The sequence below is a fragment of the Amaricoccus solimangrovi genome (assembly GCF_006385685.1).
Lineage (GTDB): Bacteria > Pseudomonadota > Alphaproteobacteria > Rhodobacterales > Rhodobacteraceae > Amaricoccus > Amaricoccus solimangrovi.
On sequence record NZ_VFRP01000002.1, the window covers coordinates 328,853 to 345,664 of the forward strand.

General features: G+C 71.6%; 18 protein-coding genes and 1 pseudogene. 6 read left to right on the forward strand and 13 right to left on the reverse strand.

The features are described from left to right. The first annotated feature begins 47 nt into the window (after positions 1–47). Positions 48–296, forward strand: coding sequence for a hypothetical protein (locus FJM51_RS04020; RefSeq protein ID WP_140452819.1), 249 nt, complete (start codon positions 48–50; stop codon positions 294–296). Positions 297–371: 75 nt separating this feature from the next. Then, complete coding sequence (locus FJM51_RS04025; protein WP_140452820.1) at positions 372–983, forward strand: LolA family protein; 612 nt, start codon at positions 372–374, stop codon at positions 981–983. Here the strand turns inward: FJM51_RS04025 and FJM51_RS04030 are convergent. The 3 genes from FJM51_RS04030 to FJM51_RS04040 all read right to left on the reverse strand — a co-directional run bounded on the left by FJM51_RS04030 (position 980) and on the right by FJM51_RS04040 (position 3,249). Next, positions 980–1,594 carry a nucleotidyltransferase family protein gene (locus tag FJM51_RS04030; RefSeq protein WP_140452821.1) on the reverse strand — a complete coding sequence of 205 codons (615 nt, stop codon included), beginning with the start codon at positions 1,592–1,594 and terminating at the stop codon, positions 980–982. The two genes, FJM51_RS04025 and FJM51_RS04030, sit on opposite strands and share 4 nt — an antisense overlap. After that, positions 1,591–2,586, reverse strand: a complete 996-nt coding sequence (locus tag FJM51_RS04035) for an XdhC family protein (protein ID WP_233712964.1) — start codon at positions 2,584–2,586, stop codon at positions 1,591–1,593. The genes FJM51_RS04030 and FJM51_RS04035 overlap by 4 nt, the downstream gene beginning before the upstream one ends. A gap of 126 nt (positions 2,587–2,712) precedes the next feature. Next, positions 2,713–3,249: a phosphatase PAP2 family protein gene (locus FJM51_RS04040; RefSeq protein ID WP_140452822.1), complete on the reverse strand. Its 537-nt coding sequence runs from the start codon at positions 3,247–3,249 to the stop codon at positions 2,713–2,715. Positions 3,250–3,424: 175 nt separating this feature from the next. Here FJM51_RS04040 and FJM51_RS04045 point away from each other — a divergent pair, with 175 nt between their 5' ends. Next, positions 3,425–4,270, forward strand: coding sequence for a RibD family protein (locus FJM51_RS04045; protein ID WP_140452823.1), 846 nt, complete (start codon positions 3,425–3,427; stop codon positions 4,268–4,270). Between the two features lie 338 nt (positions 4,271–4,608). On the opposite strand, the pseudogene FJM51_RS24865 reads toward FJM51_RS04045, so the two are convergent. The 8 genes and pseudogenes from FJM51_RS24865 to FJM51_RS04085 all read right to left on the reverse strand — a co-directional run. Further along, positions 4,609–5,046 (reverse strand): annotated as a pseudogene (locus tag FJM51_RS24865) (class I SAM-dependent methyltransferase); the annotation flags it as partial. After that, entirely contained in the window at positions 4,962–5,996 is a 1,035-nt protein-coding gene (locus FJM51_RS04055; RefSeq protein ID WP_140452824.1) for a glycosyltransferase family 4 protein, read from the reverse strand. The pseudogene FJM51_RS24865 and the gene FJM51_RS04055, both read right to left, overlap by 85 nt. Then, the gene (locus FJM51_RS04060; protein WP_140452825.1) at positions 5,993–6,388 is read right to left on the reverse strand and encodes a 6-pyruvoyl trahydropterin synthase family protein; all 396 of its coding nucleotides are present in this window, start codon (positions 6,386–6,388) and stop codon (positions 5,993–5,995) included. The genes FJM51_RS04055 and FJM51_RS04060 overlap by 4 nt, the downstream gene beginning before the upstream one ends. Then, positions 6,389–7,357, reverse strand: a complete 969-nt coding sequence (locus tag FJM51_RS04065) for a zinc-dependent alcohol dehydrogenase (RefSeq protein ID WP_140452826.1) — start codon at positions 7,355–7,357, stop codon at positions 6,389–6,391. Beyond that, complete coding sequence (locus FJM51_RS04070) at positions 7,357–8,118, reverse strand: sulfite exporter TauE/SafE family protein (RefSeq protein WP_140452827.1); 762 nt, start codon at positions 8,116–8,118, stop codon at positions 7,357–7,359. Before FJM51_RS04070 ends, FJM51_RS04065 begins: the two co-directional genes overlap by 1 nt. A gap of 971 nt (positions 8,119–9,089) precedes the next feature. Continuing rightward, positions 9,090–9,869, reverse strand: coding sequence for an ATP-binding cassette domain-containing protein (locus FJM51_RS04075; RefSeq protein WP_140452828.1), 780 nt, complete (start codon positions 9,867–9,869; stop codon positions 9,090–9,092). A 5-nt stretch (positions 9,870–9,874) separates the two neighbouring features. Next, a complete protein-coding gene (locus FJM51_RS04080) occupies positions 9,875–10,951 on the reverse strand; it encodes an ABC transporter permease (protein WP_140452829.1) in 1,077 nt (358 codons plus the stop codon). A gap of 131 nt (positions 10,952–11,082) precedes the next feature. Beyond that, positions 11,083–12,108: a sugar ABC transporter substrate-binding protein gene (locus FJM51_RS04085; RefSeq protein WP_181164439.1), complete on the reverse strand. Its 1,026-nt coding sequence runs from the start codon at positions 12,106–12,108 to the stop codon at positions 11,083–11,085. Between the two features lie 167 nt (positions 12,109–12,275). Between FJM51_RS04085 and FJM51_RS04090 the strand changes: the two genes are divergently transcribed. Then, on the forward strand, positions 12,276–13,505 hold the full coding sequence (locus FJM51_RS04090; RefSeq protein WP_140452830.1) for an ROK family transcriptional regulator: 1,230 nt from the start codon (positions 12,276–12,278) through the stop codon (positions 13,503–13,505). On the opposite strand, the gene radC is transcribed toward FJM51_RS04090, so the two are convergent. Together radC and FJM51_RS04100 are read right to left on the reverse strand one after the other, a co-directional pair. Beyond that, complete coding sequence (radC, locus tag FJM51_RS04095; RefSeq protein ID WP_140452831.1) at positions 13,498–14,334, reverse strand: RadC family protein; 837 nt, start codon at positions 14,332–14,334, stop codon at positions 13,498–13,500. The two genes, FJM51_RS04090 and radC, sit on opposite strands and share 8 nt — an antisense overlap. 83 nt (positions 14,335–14,417) lie before the next feature. Continuing rightward, complete coding sequence (locus FJM51_RS04100) at positions 14,418–15,563, reverse strand: deoxyguanosinetriphosphate triphosphohydrolase (RefSeq protein ID WP_140452832.1); 1,146 nt, start codon at positions 15,561–15,563, stop codon at positions 14,418–14,420. 83 nt (positions 15,564–15,646) lie between these two features. Between FJM51_RS04100 and erpA the strand changes: the two genes are divergently transcribed. Together erpA and xth are read left to right on the forward strand one after the other, a co-directional pair. Beyond that, the gene (erpA, locus tag FJM51_RS04105; protein WP_140452833.1) at positions 15,647–15,979 is read left to right on the forward strand and encodes an iron-sulfur cluster insertion protein ErpA; all 333 of its coding nucleotides are present in this window, start codon (positions 15,647–15,649) and stop codon (positions 15,977–15,979) included. Between the two features lie 51 nt (positions 15,980–16,030). Continuing rightward, entirely contained in the window at positions 16,031–16,810 is a 780-nt protein-coding gene (gene xth / locus FJM51_RS04110) for an exodeoxyribonuclease III (protein ID WP_140452834.1), read from the forward strand. Positions 16,811–16,812 lie beyond the last annotated feature (2 nt).

Genomic DNA, 16,812 nt, shown 5'->3' on the forward strand with positions numbered 1-16,812 from the left:
GCGTTAGGATCGACGCGAAGTCTCGGAGAATTTTCGGGGGAATCGCAATGATCCGGATCCGCCTCGCCCATGCCTCGGCTCCCCGCCCACGGCCCCGCGCCCATGTGGTGGTGGAGGTCGCGGCCGCGCCGCCCGCGCGCCCCCTCCGGCCCGTTCCGCTCGCCCTGGGGCTGAGCGCGCCCGTCTCGGACGGCGTTCCGCACCGCCAGCGCCGCCTCGCCGCGACGGAGGCGGCGCGCGGCTTCTCCGAGGGGACGTTCTTCCTGCCGGGGCAGATCGTCGACCGGCGAAGCTGAGGCGCGGCGGTGTCCGCCGGAATGTGAACGGGCGCCCCTCGCCAGCGGGCCGGGCGCCGGGCTATATCCATCGCCATGAAACGACGTGACCTTCTCCGCGCGGCGCTCGCCCTGCCGCTTCTCGGCTCCCTCGGCGCGCCGGCGCTGGCGCAGCCGGTCGACGTGACCGCCATCGACGCCTATCTGCGCGGGCTCCGCGTCGCGCAGGGACGCTTCCGGCAGACCAATCCGAACGGCTCGACCCAGACCGGGACCTTCACCCTGGCGAAGCCGGGCCGGATCCGCTTCGAATACGACGCGCCCAAGGGCGCGATGGTGATCGCCGACGGCTCCTGGGTCGGGGTCTTCGATCCGAAGTCGAACCGGGGGCCGACGCGCTACCCGCTCTCGAAGACGCCGCTCTCGCTGCTGCTGCGCGACGACATCTCGCTGGCCGAACCCGGCATGGTGCTCGGCGCCACGCGCGACGCCGACGGGACGACCGACATCACCGTCGTCGATCCGAAGGCGCGCGACGAGGGGCGGATCGTCATGCGCTTCGGCGCCGATCCGATCGCGCTCCGGGGGTGGCAGGTCATCACCCGGACCGGGCAGCGCACCAGCGTCCAGATCACGAGCCTCGACACCCGCGTCCGGCCGAGCCGGTCGCTCTTCAACATCGAGCTCGCCACCGCGAACCGGCGCTAGCGGCCGGGACGGGCCGCGCGCCAGGCGGCCCAGTCCGCCGGCGTGTCGAGATCGACCGCGGCGCCGGCGAGCGGCACCGCGACCACGCGCGGCCCCTCGGCCCGGATCAGCGCCCGCGCGCCCGCGTCCCCCGCGCTCGCGGCGAGCGCGGGCAGGAAGCGGCGGTCGAAGAGCACCGGGTGGCCGGGCGCGCCGCCGGATGCCACGCCGGGTTCCACCGCCCGGCAGATCGCCGCCCCCGCCCGATGCGCGGCGATCAGCGCGTCGATCCCCGCCGCCGTCACCTCCGGCATGTCGCCCAGCATCACGATCACCGCCCCCGCGTCGGGCGCGAGCGCGGCGACGCCAGCGCGCAGCGACGCCCCCATGCCCTCGGCGTGATCGGGCGCCTCCACGATCCGCGCGGCGAGGCCAGCGAGCGCCGCCCGCCGCGCCGCCGCCCCCGGCGGCAGCACGACCAGCACCTCCCGCGCCGCGCTCGCGCGCGCGCGGGCCACGAGCGTGGCGAGGAGCGGGCGACCCTCGACCGGTTCGAGCAGCTTGTCCCGCCCCTCCATCCGCCGGCCCGCGCCCGCCGCGAGCAGGACGAGGTCGACGGGCGCCGCCCTCATGCGCGCAGCCGCGCGACGATCTCGGCCAGGATCGCGACGGCGATCTCCGCGGGCGTGCGCGCGCCGATCGCGAGACCAACCGGCGCGTGGATCCGCCCGAGCGCCTCGCCGAGCCCGGCGAGCCGCTCCAGCCGCTGGGCATGGGTCTTTCGCGAGCCGAGGCAGCCGAGGTAGAAGGCGTCGCTCGCGAGCGTCGCGACGATCGCCGGATCGTCGATCTTCGGATCATGGGTCAGGGTCACCACCGCGACGCGGGAATCGAGCCCGACCTCGGCCAGCGCCTCGTCGGGCAGATCCACCATCACCCGCGTGCCCGGAAACCGCGCCTCGGTCGCGAAGGCGGAGCGCGGGTCGATCACGGTGACGTCGAACCCGGCGATCCGCGCCATCGGCGCGAGATGCTGCGCCACATGCGCGGCCCCGACGACGACGAGCCGGGGCGCGGGGGCATGCGCGCAGAGAAACCACTCCCCCGCGAAGCCGGAGCGGTCGGCGCGGAGCGCCGCCTCCGCCTCCGGCCAGAGCGGATCGCCCGGATCCGCGATCAGCCTGTGCGCCCAGTCGCCGGGCCGGGTCGCGAGCACGACGCCCCGGCGCGCCGCCCGCGCCGCGACGATCTCCGCCAGCATCTCCGGGTCCGGTCCCGCCCCGCCCACCGGCTCGAGCAGGATCCGGATCGTGCCGCCGCAGGCGAGGCCGACGGAGAAGGCGTCCTCGTCGGCGACGCCGTATTCGAGCAGCCGGGGCTTTCCATCCGCGAGCGCCGCGACCGCCTCCGCCGCGACCGCGCCCTCGACGCAGCCGCCGGAGACGGAGCCGACGAGCGCGCCGTCGCCGCTGATCGCGAGCTGCGCGCCGGCGGGCCGGGGGGCGGAGCCCCAGGTTTCCATGACCGTCGCGATCGCCGCGCCCCTTCCGGCCTCGACGAAGGCGAGCGCGGCCTCCGGCGCCTCCCGCGGCGTCGCTTCGCCCATTGCGTTCCTCTCGCTCATCGTCGTCATCCCCGCGGCCCCGTGCGCGCCTTCGCTCGCCGCCCCGTTCCGGGAACCGGCGAGCCGCGCCGAGGCGTGAAGATAAAGGCCCGGTCCGGGAATTCCACCCGGCCGGGTGCCCGGGGTTCAGAAGTTGAGGCTGTAGCTCAGCCCGTAGCCGCCATGCGCGGTCCGCTCCAGCCGGATGCCGGTGGAGAAGAAGCCGATCGCGGCGCCGGCGAGCACTTGGACCAGGTCATGCTCGTCCGTGTCGATGCGCGAGGCGCCGACGAGAACCGTGGCGGCCGCGGTCCCGGCCGCGACCCAAGGGTTGCCGGGGGCGCAGTTGAGCGAGAGATCGGTGGCCCCGGAGGCGGCGGCGGCGGTATGTCCGGAGGGGAAGCCATGCGACTCGCCGTTCGGCCGCTCGTTAATCCCGGAATCGCCCAGCCCGTATTTCAGCCCCTCGACGCTCAGCGCCATGACGCCGAAGCCGGTCGCATAGCTCGCGAGGCGCTCCTGCTTCCAGGCGCAGACCGCCGCGGCGCCGGGCAGAGCGTATTTCAGCACATCGCCCGCGGTGTCGAGCCCGTCGGCGCGCGCGCCCGCCGGCGCGAGGGCGAGCCCGGCCGCGAGCGCGAGCGCGGCCCTGCGGAACGGGGGGGGAGCTTGGTCTGGACGCATCGGCTTTCCTCGGCGGATCGGCGGTTCATAGAGCGCGAAACCCGGCGCGAGTTCAAGGCTCGGGCAAGGCGCGACATTTCGCGCCGCCTGCTCTATCCTCGGGCGCCGAAGCGGTGGAACCGCCCGAGGGCGGACCGCGTTTCCCGGGCGCGAAAAGTCGGGGGGACGGAGAGAGATGCGCCAAGCCGAAGTGACCGAGGGGGTCTGGTCGACGCTGCTCGGGCTCCGCGAGGGCGCGCGCCGCGCCCCCGGCCCCGACTGGAGCGCGGCCGAGCGGGCGGCCTGGGATCTCTACGCGCCGATCGCCGGCGGGGCCGATCCGGGCCCATATTTCTTCGCCCAGGTCGGTCAGTCGATCGACGGGCGGGTGGCGACGGTCAGCGGCGACGCGGCCGATGTCTCCGGCCACGAGGGGCTCTGCCATCTGCACCGCTGCCGGGCGCTCGCCGACGCGGTGGTGATCGGGGTGCGGACCGCGCTCGCCGACAATCCGCGGCTGACGGTGCGTCATGTGCCGGGGCGCCATCCGGTCCGCGTCGTCCTCGATCCGCGCGGCCGGCTGCCCGACGAGGCGGGGCTGCTCAGCGACGCGAGCGCGCACCGGATCGTGATCCAGTCGGTTCCCCGCCGCCGGCCCGACGGGGTCGAGGTGATCACCCTGCCCTCGCGCGAGCATGTGATGAACCCCCGCGCGATCCGCGACGCGCTGCTGGCGCGCGGCCTTCGCCGCGTGCTGGTGGAGGGGGGCGGCACGACCATCGCGCATTTCCTGGAGGCCGGGCTGCTCGACCGGCTGCACGTGGGCGTCGCGCCGCTCATCATCGGCGCGGGGCCCTCGGGGCTCCGCACCTCTCCGATCGACCGGCTCTCGCAGGCGCTCCGGCCGAGGACGGCGGTCTACGGGCTCGACACCGACGTGATCTTCGATTGCGCGCTCGACCCTTCGGGCAGCGCGAGCAGATCGACATGGCCGACCACCGCGGAGGAAATCCCGCCCGCGATCGCGGCGAGCCGCGCCTGAAGCCAGTCCTCCGCTCCCGGGCAGCCGCATTCCTCCGCCGCCCGGGCGACGCCTTTCGCCAGTTCGCGCTGAAGCGCCGCGTCCCGGGGATGGAGCAGCCAGTCCGACCGCGCCATCCGCGCCACGAAGCCCCGCGCGCGCAGGAGTTCGGCGAGGATCGCCGCCCCTTGCGGGCCGAGCGCGGGGCCGAGGCCCTTGTCGCGCAACTGGTGGCCGTTGAAGGCGGCGAGGATCTCCGCCTCGCCCGGCGCGACGCCCGGGGACCAGTTCATCCGCCCGTCGTAGCTGAGCGCGCCGTGAAACCCGAGCCCTTCGGCGGCCAGCCGATCCGCGAAGGCCTCGAGCCAGTCGCGCGGCATCAGGTCGAGCAGCGCCGAGCAGGTGACGAGCGTCGCGCCGCCGAGCGGCAGGGCCTCGATGTCGCCGAGGTCGAGCAGATGCCCCTCGCCCCGCGCGCCCGCGTCGCGCACCGCCCGTTCGAGCAGGGCCGGATCGCGGTCCACGAGGCGCCAGCGCGCCGCGCGGGCCTCGGCCCCGAAGGCGCGCCGCGCCGCGCCGGTGCCGCAGCCGAGATCGACCACCACCGGCGCCCCCGCGCGCCGCAGCCAATCGACCGCGCCGCGCAGCAGCGGGATGCTGCGCGCGCCCCGGTCCGCCGGCTCCCGAAGCGCCAGCCAGTCCGCGTCGAAACTCATCCGAGCGCCTCCGCGACCCGCGCCGCGGTCTCGGGCCATCCCGGCAGGGCGCGGCCCGCCCGCCACGCCGCCTCGGCGCATTCCGCGCGGTGGCGCCGGTCAGCGAGGAGCGGCCGGAGCGCGGCGGCCAGGGCCGCGGGATCGCCGGGCGGCGCCAGCCCGCCCGCCGCCTCCGGCACCAGATCCGCGATCGCCCCGGCCCGGCAGGCGACGACCGGCAGGCCCTGGCTCAGCGCCTCCGCGAAGGCCATGCCATAGCCCTCGTATTCGGAGGCGAGCACGAAGACATCCGCCCGCGTCATCGCGGCGCGCGTGTCCGCGGCCGCCCCCTCCAGCGCGATCCGCCGGTCAAGACCGCGTGCGACGATCCGCGCGGTGAGCGCGGCGGCGCAATCCGGGTCGAGCCGGTCGGACCCGATGATCCGCGCCTCCCAGTCGAGATCCGCGAGAAGGGCCAGCGCGTCGATCAGCACGTCGTGGCGCTTGCGCGGGATCAGCGAGCCCACCGACAGGATCCGGGGCGGCGTGTTCCCGCCCGGCGCGCGGGCGGCCGGATCGGTGCCCGGCGGCGCCACGGTGATCCGCGCCGGATCGACGCCGAAACCCTCCGCGAGGCGCCGGCCGGTCGCGGCGCTGGTCACGACCACCGCCGCCGCCGCTTCGAGCGCCCGCCGCTCGGCCGCGAGGAGGCGGCTTCGCGTCGCGGGATCAAGCCCGCTCTCGTCTCCGAGCGGATGGTGGACGAGGGCGACGAGCCGGAGCCGCCCGGCCTCCCGCGTCATCTCCTCCGGCGCGGCGCCGAAGGCGAGCCCGTCGATCAGCAGGATCTCTCCGTCGGGCCGCGCCGCGAGGAGCGCGGCGACCGCGGCCCGCTCCTCCGGTCCCGCGTCGGGGAAGGCGCCGGAGAGGCCGAGGACCTCGACCTCCCAATCGAGCGCGCGCAGTTCCGAGATCAGCTTCCGGTCATAGCCATAGCCGCCGGTCGGCGCGTCGAGATCGCCGGGAACGACGAAGCCGAGGCGTCGCCTCACAGCGCGCCCTCGTACCAGCCGCGCGCGAGGTGGCTTTCGTGGAGCGTCACCCGGATCCGCGCGAGCCTTCCGCCATCCGCGAGCCGTCCGGCCCGGGCGGCCCCGGCGAGGGCGTCGAAGACGTGCTTGCAGAGGAATTCGGTCGTGGTGAACTTGCCGGCGAATTCGGGCTTCTCGTCGAGATTGGCATAGCGCAGCGGCGCCAGGGCGGCGGCGAGCGCCTCCGTGGCCAGGCCGATGTCGACGACCAGCCCCTCGGCGTCGAGTTCCTCCGCGAGGAAGGCGGCGTCGACGACGAAGGTCGCGCCATGCACGCCCTGCGCCGGCCCGAAGGTGGGCGACGGCAGGCTGTGCGCCACCATGATGTGATCCCTGACTTCGACTGCGAACATTCAGCTTCCTCCCTCGGCGCGATAACGGACGCGGTGGCAGAGGGTTCCCGGATCCCCGAGGATCGCGCCGTAGCGCGCGGCGAGATCCGCGAAGTCCGTCTCCCCGCTGATGAGAGCGTCGAGCACCGGATCGGCGAGCAGGTCGAGCGCCTTCGCGAGCCGGCGCGCGTGGCTCCAGCGCGGGCGGCGGCTCGGCGCCACGGAGCCGACCTGGCTCGAGACGATCCGGACGCGGCCGGCGTGGAAGGCGCCGCCGAGGCCGATCTCGACCGCGCGGTCGCCGTACCAGCTCGCCTCGACCACCGTGCCCTCGACCCCGACCGCGCCGATCGCGGTGGCAAGGCCGGCCGCGCTGGCGCTGGCGTGAATGGCGAGGTCGCAGCCCCCGGGCGCGGCCTCGGGCGCGGCGAAGCGGCAGCCGAGCGCCGCGGCGAGCCCGGCCCGGGCCGGGTTCACGTCGACGAGCGTCACCTCCGCCCCCGGCATCCGCGCGCAGAGCCAGGCGGCGAGCGCGCCCACGACGCCCGCGCCGATGACCGCGACCCGGTCCCCCGGCCCCGCGCCCGCGTCCCAGACCACGTTGAGCGCCGTCTCCATGTTCGCCGCGAGCACCGCGCGCGCCGGGGGAACCGCGTCGGGCACCGGCGCCGCCATCGCGGCGGGCAGCGCGAACTCGTCCTGATGCGGCGCGAGCGCGAAGATCACGCGGCCACGCAGCGCCGCCGGTCCCTCGGTCACCCGCGCGACCGTCGCGTAGCCGTATTTGACCGGGAACGGGAAATCGCCCTCCTGCAGCGGCGCGCGCATCCGCCCGCGCTCGCCCTCCGGAACCCCGCCCCGGAAGACCAGCGCCTCCGTCCCGCGGCTGACGCCGCCGAAGAGCGCCCGCGCGCGGATCTCGCCCGTCCCCGCCGCCGTCTCGCGCAGTTCCGCCACGCCCGGCGCGGTGATCCAGAGCGCGCGCGGCATCAGCTCCGCGCCATCGACAGGAGCGCGTCCGCGACGAGCTTCAGCGAGATCGCGAAGAGCGTGACCTGCACCAGCCGGAAGAAGAGCCCGTCCGGAATGATCCGCGTCAGCTTCGCCCCGGCGAAGGTGCCGGCGATCCCGACCGGCAGGATGAGGAGCGCGAGCTTGCCGTCGACGGCGGAGAAGGAATCGAGTTCCCAGTAGGGAATGATCTTCGCCGCGTTGATCACCGCGAAGGTGATCGTGGCGGTGCCGGCGAAGACGAGCTTCTCGAGTTTCTGCGGCAGGACGTACATCTGGAAGGGCGGCGCGCCGGAATGCGAGACGAAGCTGGTGAACCCCGTCAGCGCGCCCCAGAACAGGCCCCCCGGCAGGTCCGCGGGCCGGGGCGCCACCGCCCCCTTCCGCCCGGCGAGCCAGACGCGGAGGCAGAAGCCGATGCCGGTGAGCCCGACCAGCATCCCGACGAAACTGTCCGAGACATGCGCGGCGATCGCCCAGCCGATTCCGACGCCGATCACGCCCGCCGGGATCAGGATCGCGAGGTTCCGCCCCGAGTAGATCCTGCGGTAGAGCCAGAGCCCGACGAGATCGGTGGCGCAGAAGATCGGCAGCAGCAGCGCCGCGGCCAGGATCGGCGACATGACGAGCGCCATCAGCGGCACGGCGAGCGCGCCGACCGCCGGCAGCCCGCCCTTGGACATGCCGACGAGGAAGGCCGCGAGCATCGCGAGCAGGATGACGGAAATCGGCTCGGCCATCGGCGGTATTCCTTCCGGCGCCGCGACCGGAGCCCCTCTCTCCGCCCGGATCGTCCCGGGCATGCTCACGGCGTTTCTAATGGTTCGCGCGCGCGGACAGAAGCGCCAAATCGCCTGCCACGAGCGGCGCGACTCAGGCGCGCCGGCGGAGCCAGCCGGACGGCCTCCGCTGCCTCCGAAACAGGCATCGGATGCCCCGCGGGACACCGGATCGAAGGCCTCCGCGCATCGGCGGATTCTTGCCTAAAAACATCAGTGTAGCAAAATATCCGAGGAGTTGCATTCCCGTCACACCCATTCAACAGTTTGGAACCAATAGAAAATCTGGCGGAACTGCGACGTTCGCGGCGACGGCTGACATGCCCCCGGGGGCGCGCTGGCGGGGCCGAATGCTCCCGCCGCGCCGGATGCGCGGGAAGCCCCGAAATTTTGGCTGTTGCGCGAAGCCCCGACCTCGCGGTTAATAGCCCCGTGATCGCTGCACCAAGAGATCACGGGGCCCTGGCGACCACCCCACCCCTCACACAATCGGTCGCCATGGTTGCCGCCAGGCGGGTGCTCGAGATTACGAGCACCCGCCATCGGCAAGGCCCGCCGCGAGGCGGACCGCAGGCCATCTCCCGCCGGAGGGTCCGCGCGCATACCCTGAACTCAATCACAAGGATAACCGATTGCGCGCGTTTGTCCGCGTTCGATGCAAGGCGATTTATTTCAGAAAAAATGCGTAAAAATCAACCGCAATCTCTACCCTCCCGTCTCCACCGGCGGGACATCGCCGTGTCGCGCGGTTGAGAAACAGGGCGCGGGACGTCTCCTAGTACCCTGTTAACAAGCAAGAATTCGTTGTTTCCATCAGGCGGCCGCCGCGGTCCTCGCAATATTGCCGCCACACCGCGCCCTTGGACGAGAAAGGCCCGCCGGCTGATTCTCCACCGGCGGGCCTTCGGGGCCGACTCAGGGCCGCCGGGCGATCAGGCGGCGATCGCCTCGGGCGGCGGCGCCTTGGCGCCGGTCATGAAGGCGACCGCGTCCGACATCGTGCATTCCTTCGGATCGACGACGCAGAGCCGCCGGCCGAGGCGATGGACGTGGATGCGGTCCGCGACCTCGAAGACATGGGGCATGTTGTGGCTGATGAGCACGATCGACTGCCCCCGGCTCCGCACGTCCTGGATCAGTTCCAGCACCTTGCGGCTTTCCTTGACGCCGAGTGCCGCCGTCGGCTCGTCGAGGATGACGACCTTGGAGCCGAAGGCCGCCGCGCGCGCCACCGCCACGCCCTGGCGCTGGCCGCCCGAGAGCGTCTCCACCGCCTGGTGGATGTTCTGGATCGTGAGCAGGCCGAGTTCCGAGAGCTTCTGCCGGGCGAAGGATTCCATCGCCGGCCGGTCGAGCATCCGGAACCACTTGCCCATGACCCCCTCGCGGCGCAGCTCGCGGCCCATGAACATGTTGTCCGCGATCGAGAGCGCGGGGGCGAGCGCGAGATTCTGGTAGACCGTCTCGATCCCCGCCTCCCGCGCCTGCATCGGCGAGGTGAACTGCACCTTCTCCCCGTCGAGATGGATCTCGCCCTCGTCGGGCACGACCGCGCCGGAGATCGCCTTGATCAGGCTCGACTTGCCGGCGCCGTTGTCGCCGATCACCGCGAGGATCTCACCCCGGCGGAGTTCGAAATCCGCGTTGTCGAGAGCGGTGACCCGCCCGTAGCGCTTCACGATTCCACGCGCCTGGAGGATTGCATCGGTCATCTGGATTACCCCGCGACTTTCCGGATCCACTGGTCGACAGCGACCGCGAAGATGATGAGCAGGCCGATCAGCAGGTAGGTCCACTGCGGGTCGGTCCCGAGCAGGCGAAGGCCGAGCTGGAAGACGCCGACGATCAGCGCGCCGAACAGCATGCCGAGGATCGAGCCCCGTCCGCCGAAGAGCGAGATGCCGCCGATCACCACGGCCGTGATCGATTCGATGTTGGCGAACTGCCCCGCCGTCGGCGAGACCGAGCCGATGCGCCCGATCAGCACCCAGCCCGCCAGCGCGCAGATGAGGCCCGAGAGCGTGTAGACCTGGATCAGCGTCTTCTCGACCTTGACGCCCGCGAGCTCGGCCGCGTCCGGATCGTCGCCGATCGCGTAGACATGCCGGCCCCAGGCGGTCTGCGTCAGCACATAGGCGAGGACGAGGACGAGCAGCACCATCGCGATGACGCCGAAGGTGAAGACCGCGCCGCCCATACGGACCTGACCGCCGAAGAGCTGGAGCATCGGCGCCTGGGCGGCGATGTCCTGGCTGCGGATCGTCTCGTTCTTCGAGTAGAGGAAGTTCGCCGCGAGCACGATCTGCCACATGCCGAGCGTGACGATGAAGGGCGGCAGCTTCATCCGCGCGACGAGGAAGCCGTTCACATAGCCGATCAGGCCGCCGACGGCGAAGCCGCAGAGAATGGAGATCGGCGCCGGCAGGCCGTAGCGGAAGGTGAACTGCCCCATGATCACCGAGGACATCACCATGATGGCCCCGACCGAGAGTTCGATGCCCGCGGTCAGCACCACGAGCGTCTGCGCCGCGCCGACGATGCCGGTGATCGCCACCTGCTGCAGGATCAGAGTGAGCGCGAAGGCGGAGAAGAACTTCGTTCCGAGCAGCAGCCCGAAGAGCAGGAGCGAGATCACGAGCACGATCAGCGGCACGAAGGCCGGATTGCCGTGCAGTACGTGCTGCGCCCGTTCCAGCGGGCTCTTGCGATGGCGTTCGAAGGAGGCGACCTCGGTCGCGCTGTCCTTCAGGACCCGTTCGAATTCCTGTGTTGGCTGGGACTTCGCATCGGCCATTGGTTTCCCCCCATGGAACCTGGCGGCGGGCGGAGCCCGCGGATTTGCGTTGATCTGTCCGTTGGTCGTCTTCTTCTTGCTTGTCGGGGGAACGGCCGGCGGCGCCGGCCGATCCCGTCAGTCGCCGGCGATCAGCCCCAGCACTTCTCCAGCCCTTCCTGCGAGGTGATCGAGTCGACCCCCTCGACCGGCTTGTCGGTGATGAGCGTCACGCCCGTGTCGGTGAATTCCTTGCCCGGCGTCTTTTCGGGAAGCTTGCCGGTATCGGCGTATTCCTTGATCGCCTCGATGCCCTTGGAGGCCATGATCAGCGGGTATTGCTGCGAGGTCGCGCCGATGACGCCCTCGGCCACGTTCTTGACGCCGGGGCAGCCGCCGTCGACGGAGACGATGGTGACATCGCCCTCGCGGCCGACCGACTTCAGTGCCTCGTAGGCGCCGGCCGCGGCCGGCTCGTTGATCGTGTAGACGAGGTTGACCATCGGATCCTGCTGGAGAAGGTTCTCCATCGCGGTCCGGCCCCCCTCCTCGTTGCCGTTGGTCACGTCGTGGCCGACGATCCGGGAATCGTCCTCGTCGCCGATCACCGCCACGTTCTTCGTGTCGATGCCGAAGCCGGTCATGAAGCCCTGGTCACGCAGCACGTCGACCGTGGGCTGCGCGGGCAGCAGGTCGAGGAAGGCGATCCGCGCGTCGGCCGCGCCGTCGCCGAGCGTCGCCTTCGCCCATTCGCCGATCAGCCGCCCCGCCTCGAAATTGTCGGTGGCGAAGGTGGCGTCCGCCGCGTCCGCCGGGTCGAGCGGCGTGTCGAGCGCGATCACGAGGATGCCGGCGTCGCGCGCCTTCTTGACCGACTCGACGATGCCCTTGGAATCCGTCGGCACGAGCAGGATGCCCTTGGCGCCGTCGGCGACGCAGGTCTCGATCGCCTGCACCTGGCTTTCGTTGTCGCCCTCGATCTTGCCGGCGTATGTCTTGAGCCCGACACCGAGTTCCTCGGCCTTGGCGAGCGCGCCTTCCTTCATCTTCACGAAGAACGGGTTGGTGTCCGTCTTGGTGATGAGGCAGGCGTTCACGTCGGCGGCCTGCGCCCCGGCTGTCATCGCGCCGAAGGCGGCGGCGGCCATCAGCGCCCCCCTGAGGGTTCCGAAAGTCATGCTGAGTTCTCCTCCCTTGGCAGCCGGGTCCATCCCGCCCGGCTTGTGGATAAGGAAACCCGATTCCGGCCGTTCTGTCAATAAATAAATCACTCTGATTTATTATTAGAGCGTAGACTGCCCCGGGCGAGACCGGTCGGAGTACCGGCGGCCAGGGGGAATCCGCGATGAACCAGAGCATGCGCGACGAGACGCTGTCGCCCGCGCGGCGAGGCACGAACCAGGCCGGGATGCGCGCCTTCAACGAGCGGCTGGTGCTGACGCTGGTGCGCGCGCACGGGCCGCTGGCCAAGACCGACATCGCCCGCATGACCGGACTCTCGGCCCAGACCGTCTCGGTCATCATGCGCGCGCTCGAGGCCGAGCATCTGCTCCGCCGGGGGGAGCCGCAGCGCGGCCGGGTGGGCCAGCCCTCGGTGCCGTTGTCGCTGGAACCGGACGGGGCCTATTTCATCGGCGTCAAGATCGGCCGCCGCGGCCTCGACCTGGTGCTGGTCGATTTCGCCGGCAACCTCCGGCTCGAGGAAAGCGAGGCCTATCCCTACCCCACGCCGAGCCGGGCGATCGCGACGATCCGCGCCGGCGTCCGGTCCTGCGAGCGGCTGCTCGGCCGGCGATCCGACCGGATCGCGGGCATCGGGCTCGCGATGCCCTTCCTGCTGTGGCAATGGGCCGAGGCCGTGGGCGCGCCGCCGGAGGAGCTCGACCTCTGGCGCCAGGTGGACCTGCGCGCGGAGCTTGCGAACCTGCTGCCCTATCCGGTCTACCTGCAGAACGACGCGACCGCGGCCTGTGGGGCGGAACTGGTTTTCGGCCAGCACGCGGGGCTGCGCGATTTCATCTACTTCTACGTCGGCGCCTTCATAGGCGGCGGGCTGGTGCTCGATGGCGGGCTCTATACCGGGCGCTCGGGCAACGCGGCCGCGATCGGATCGATGCCGGTGCCCCGGCCCGGCGGCGGCACCGAGCAGCTGATCCATCAGGCCTCGCTCGTCGTGCTGGAACGGCGGCTGCGCGCGGCGGGGATCGAGCCGGAGCCGCTCTACGATCCGGCCGCCGACTGGTCGGGCTTCGGCGCCCATCTCGATGCCTGGCTCGATCAGGCGGCGCGCGGCATCGCCGCCGCGGTCGCCGCGGTCGGCGCGGTCATCGACATCGAGGCGGCGGTGATCGACGGCGCGATACCGCCCTCGATCCAGACGCGGCTGGTCGAGGGCGTGCGCGCGCGGCTCGGCGAGACCGACCTCTCCGGCATCCAGCCGCCCCGGATCGAGCCCGGCGGCATCGGCCCCGCCGCCCGCGCGCTCGGGGGGGCGAGCCTGCCGCTCTTCGACCGCTATCTGGTCGAGCAGCACCGGCTCGCCTCGATCCGGGCCGACCCCTCGATCGTCAGATGAGGCCGAGGCTCCGGAACGAGGCATCCTCCTCGCGGCCGATGATCACGTGGTCGAAGACCTGAACCCCGATCGCGCCGCAGGCGCTCTCGATCTGGCCGGTCATGTCGATATCCGCCCGGCTCGGCGTCGGGTCGCCCGAGGGATGGTTGTGCACGAGGATGATCGCCGTCGCGCCGAGTTCCAGCGCCCGCTTCGCCACCTCGCGCGGATAGACGGGCACGTGATTGACCGTGCCCTTCGCCTGCTCCTCGTCGGCGATCAGCGTGTTCTTCGTGTCGAGGAACAGGATCCGGAACTGCTCGGTCTCGCGATAGGCCATCACCGTCTTGCAATAGCTCATCAGCGCCTCCCATGAGCCGATCACCTCGCGCCGCATCACCCGCGCCCGCGCCATCCGGTGCGAGATCGCCTCGAAGAGGCGGAGCTGGTACCAGACCTTCGGCGTGACCCCGGCGACCGCCATCAGCCGCGTCTCGCTCGCCGCGATCACGCCGTTCAGGTCGCCGAAGGTCGAGAGCAGCGTCTTGGCGAGGGGCTTCACGTCGATCCGGCCGATCGCATTGAAGAGGATCATCTCCAGGAGTTCGTATTCCGGCATCGCCGCGTGCCCGCCGGCGAGGAAGCGCTGGCGCAGCCGCTCGCGATGTCCCCAGTAATGCGGCCGCGCGTCGGGCTCGGGCCGCGCCCCGAAGGCGCCGGAAACAGCCGACGGCCGTTCGGGACCCGGGTCGCGGGCATAGGCCTCCGCCGGGGGCAGCCGCCGGTCGAAATCGGCGAGGCTCCGGAGCGCCTCCTCCGAGAAGCCGAAGTTCTCCCGTTCCCGGCTCATCCCGTTTCTCCCTCCCGCGTTCGGCGGGGCGAGGATCGGGCGGGATGGTTAAGAAAGTCCCGACAGGCCCCGGCGGTGGCCCCTCAGCCCTTCACCATCGGATCGGTGAGCTTGCGGTGTTCCTGGAGCGCGAAACGGTCGGTCATCCCGGCGATGTAGTCGGCGACCACGCGGGCGCGCTCGGTCGGGTCGAACAGGGCGCAGGCGTTCCAGCCCGACGGCATCAGTTCCGGCCCCGAGGTGAAGAGCTCGAAAAGCTCGCGTACCACGAGCTTCGCCTTGCGCCGCATCCGCTGGACCGTCCAGTGCCGGTACATCCGGTGATAGAGGAAGGTCCGGATCTCCTTGAGCTTCTCGAAGACGGGCCCCGAGAAGCGGATCACCGGGCGGCCGAGCAGGCGGACCGCCTCCGCGCTCGCGGGCGCGGCCTCCGCGATCAGGCGCCTGCTCTCCGCCAGCACGTCCTCGACCAGCAGGCCGAAGAAGCGCCGAAGCGACTCGTGCTCCCGCCGCCCGGGCTCGAGCCCCGGCCAGCGCCGGTCCACCGCCTCGACGCAGGGGCCGATCAGCGGCAGCGCCCTGAGATCGTCGAGCGTGAAGAGCCCCGCCCGGAGCCCGTCGGCGAGATCGTGGTTGTTGTAGGCGATGTCGTCGGCGATCGCCGCCACCTGCGCCTCGGCGCTCGCATGGGTGTGGAGCTCCAGATCCTGCGAGGCCGCGTATTCCGCGAGCGCGAAGGGCAGCTCGCCCGTCACCGGCCCGTTGTGCTTGGCGATCCCCTCCAGCGTCTCCCAGGTGAGGTTCAGCCCGTCATATTCCGCGTAATGCGCCTCGAGCCGCGTCACGATCTTCAGCGCCTGGGCGTTGTGGTCGAAACCGCCGAAAGGCTCCATCAGGTCCTGGAGCTCGTATTCGCCGGTATGGCCGAAGGGCGGATGCCCGAGGTCGTGGGCGAGCGCCACCGCCTCCGCCAGCTCCTCGTTGAGCCCGAGGGTCCGCGCGACCGTCCGCGCCACCTGCGCCACCTCGATCGAATGGGTGAGGCGCGTGCGGTAGTAGTCGCCCTCGTGCTCGACGAAAACCTGGGTCTTGTGCTTCAGCCGCCGGAAGGCGGAGGAGTGGATGATCCTGTCCCGGTCGCGCTGGAAGGCGGAGCGATGCGCCGAGCCTTCCTCGGGATGGAGCCGTCCGCGGCTCGTCTCGGGGCGGGTGGCATACGCGGCGGTCATCTTCGTCAGTGCTCCGGGCCTTGTCGGGCGGCGGTCTCGCGCCTACCTACCCACCGTTAACGCATCGAGGATCGGGTCGAAAGATGCAGCTTGCCATTCCGCCGCGCGTCACGGACCGGGCCTTCGCCCGGCTCAGCGAGATCAACGAAGAAGGCCCGCGCCGGTTCCTCCGCGTCGCGGTCGAGGGCGGCGGCTGCTCCGGCTTCCAGTACGACATCCGCCTCGAGGAGGCGGCGGCGAGCGACGACCTCGTGCTCGAGAAGGCCGGCGCCGCGGTACTGATCGACCCGGTGAGCCTGCCCTTCCTCGCCGACGCGGAGATCGACTTCGCCGACGAGCTGATCGGCGCGCGCTTCGTGATCAACAATCCCAACGCCACCTCGAGCTGCGGCTGCGGCACCAGCTTCTCGATGTGACCCCGCCGCCGCCGCTTGCCTCCGCGGCGCCGCGCGTCTAGCGTCCGCGCCATGAAAATCGCGACCTTCAACATCAACGGCGTCCGCGCCCGGATCGTGGCCCTGCTCGACTGGCTCAGGGAGACCCGGCCCGACGTCGTGCTCTTGCAGGAGATCAAGACGGTCGACGACGGCTTCCCCCGGCTCGAGGTCGAGGATCTCGGCTACGCGATCGAGACCCACGGGCAGAAGGGCTTCAACGGCGTCGCGATCCTCTCCCGCCTGCCGCTCGAGGATGTGACGCGAGGCCTGCCCGGCGACGAGAGCGACGAACAGGCGCGCTGGATCGAGGCGACGGTGGTGGGCGAGACCGCCGCGCGGATCTGCGGCCTCTACCTGCCGAACGGCAATCCGGCGCCAGGACCGAAATACGACTACAAGCTCGCCTGGATGGAGCGCCTGCGCCACCGGGCCGAGGCGCTGCTCGCCGAGGAAAGCTGCGCCGTGCTCGCGGGCGACTACAACGTGATCCCGGCGCCGGAGGATTGCTGGGATCCGCGGATCTGGGCGAAGGACGCGCTCTTCCTTCCGCCGACCCGCGCCGCCTACCAGCGGCTCCTGAACCTCGGCCTGACCGACGCGCTGCGCGCGACCGACGCGCACGCGGGCGTCTATACCTTCTGGGACTACCAGGCCGGCGCCTGGCCGAAGAACCACGGCATCCGCATCGACCACCTGCTGCTGACACCGGCCGCGGCTGACCGGCTGACCGCCTGCGGCGTCGACGCGCATGTGCGCGGCCGCGAGAAGCCCTCCGACCACGTGCCGGTCTGGATCGAGCTCGCCGCCTGAGC

Bases quoted from the DNA above. Each gene is read 5' to 3' on its own strand.
- FJM51_RS04040 (WP_140452822.1), bottom strand. From the start codon at position 3,249: ATGCGTCCAGACCAAGCTCCCCCCCCGTTCCGCAGGGCCGCGCTCGCG.
- FJM51_RS04030 (WP_140452821.1), bottom strand. From the start codon at position 1,594: ATGAGGGCGGCGCCCGTCGACCTCGTCCTGCTCGCGGCGGGCGCGGGC.
- xth (WP_140452834.1), top strand. From the start codon at position 16,031: ATGAAAATCGCGACCTTCAACATCAACGGCGTCCGCGCCCGGATCGTG.
- FJM51_RS04060 (WP_140452825.1), bottom strand. From the start codon at position 6,388: ATGTTCGCAGTCGAAGTCAGGGATCACATCATGGTGGCGCACAGCCTG.
- erpA (WP_140452833.1), top strand. From the start codon at position 15,647: ATGCAGCTTGCCATTCCGCCGCGCGTCACGGACCGGGCCTTCGCCCGG.
- FJM51_RS04035 (WP_233712964.1), bottom strand. From the start codon at position 2,586: ATGAGCGAGAGGAACGCAATGGGCGAAGCGACGCCGCGGGAGGCGCCG.
- FJM51_RS04075 (WP_140452828.1), bottom strand. From the start codon at position 9,869: ATGACCGATGCAATCCTCCAGGCGCGTGGAATCGTGAAGCGCTACGGG.
- FJM51_RS04065 (WP_140452826.1), bottom strand. From the start codon at position 7,357: ATGCCGCGCGCGCTCTGGATCACCGCGCCGGGCGTGGCGGAACTGCGC.
- FJM51_RS04085 (WP_181164439.1), bottom strand. From the start codon at position 12,108: ATGACTTTCGGAACCCTCAGGGGGGCGCTGATGGCCGCCGCCGCCTTC.
- FJM51_RS04025 (WP_140452820.1), top strand. From the start codon at position 372: ATGAAACGACGTGACCTTCTCCGCGCGGCGCTCGCCCTGCCGCTTCTC.
- FJM51_RS04080 (WP_140452829.1), bottom strand. From the start codon at position 10,951: ATGGCCGATGCGAAGTCCCAGCCAACACAGGAATTCGAACGGGTCCTG.
- FJM51_RS04090 (WP_140452830.1), top strand. From the start codon at position 12,276: ATGAACCAGAGCATGCGCGACGAGACGCTGTCGCCCGCGCGGCGAGGC.
- FJM51_RS04070 (WP_140452827.1), bottom strand. From the start codon at position 8,118: ATGGCCGAGCCGATTTCCGTCATCCTGCTCGCGATGCTCGCGGCCTTC.
- FJM51_RS04100 (WP_140452832.1), bottom strand. From the start codon at position 15,563: ATGACCGCCGCGTATGCCACCCGCCCCGAGACGAGCCGCGGACGGCTC.
- FJM51_RS04045 (WP_140452823.1), top strand. From the start codon at position 3,425: ATGCGCCAAGCCGAAGTGACCGAGGGGGTCTGGTCGACGCTGCTCGGG.
- radC (WP_140452831.1), bottom strand. From the start codon at position 14,334: ATGAGCCGGGAACGGGAGAACTTCGGCTTCTCGGAGGAGGCGCTCCGG.
- FJM51_RS04020 (WP_140452819.1), top strand. From the start codon at position 48: ATGATCCGGATCCGCCTCGCCCATGCCTCGGCTCCCCGCCCACGGCCC.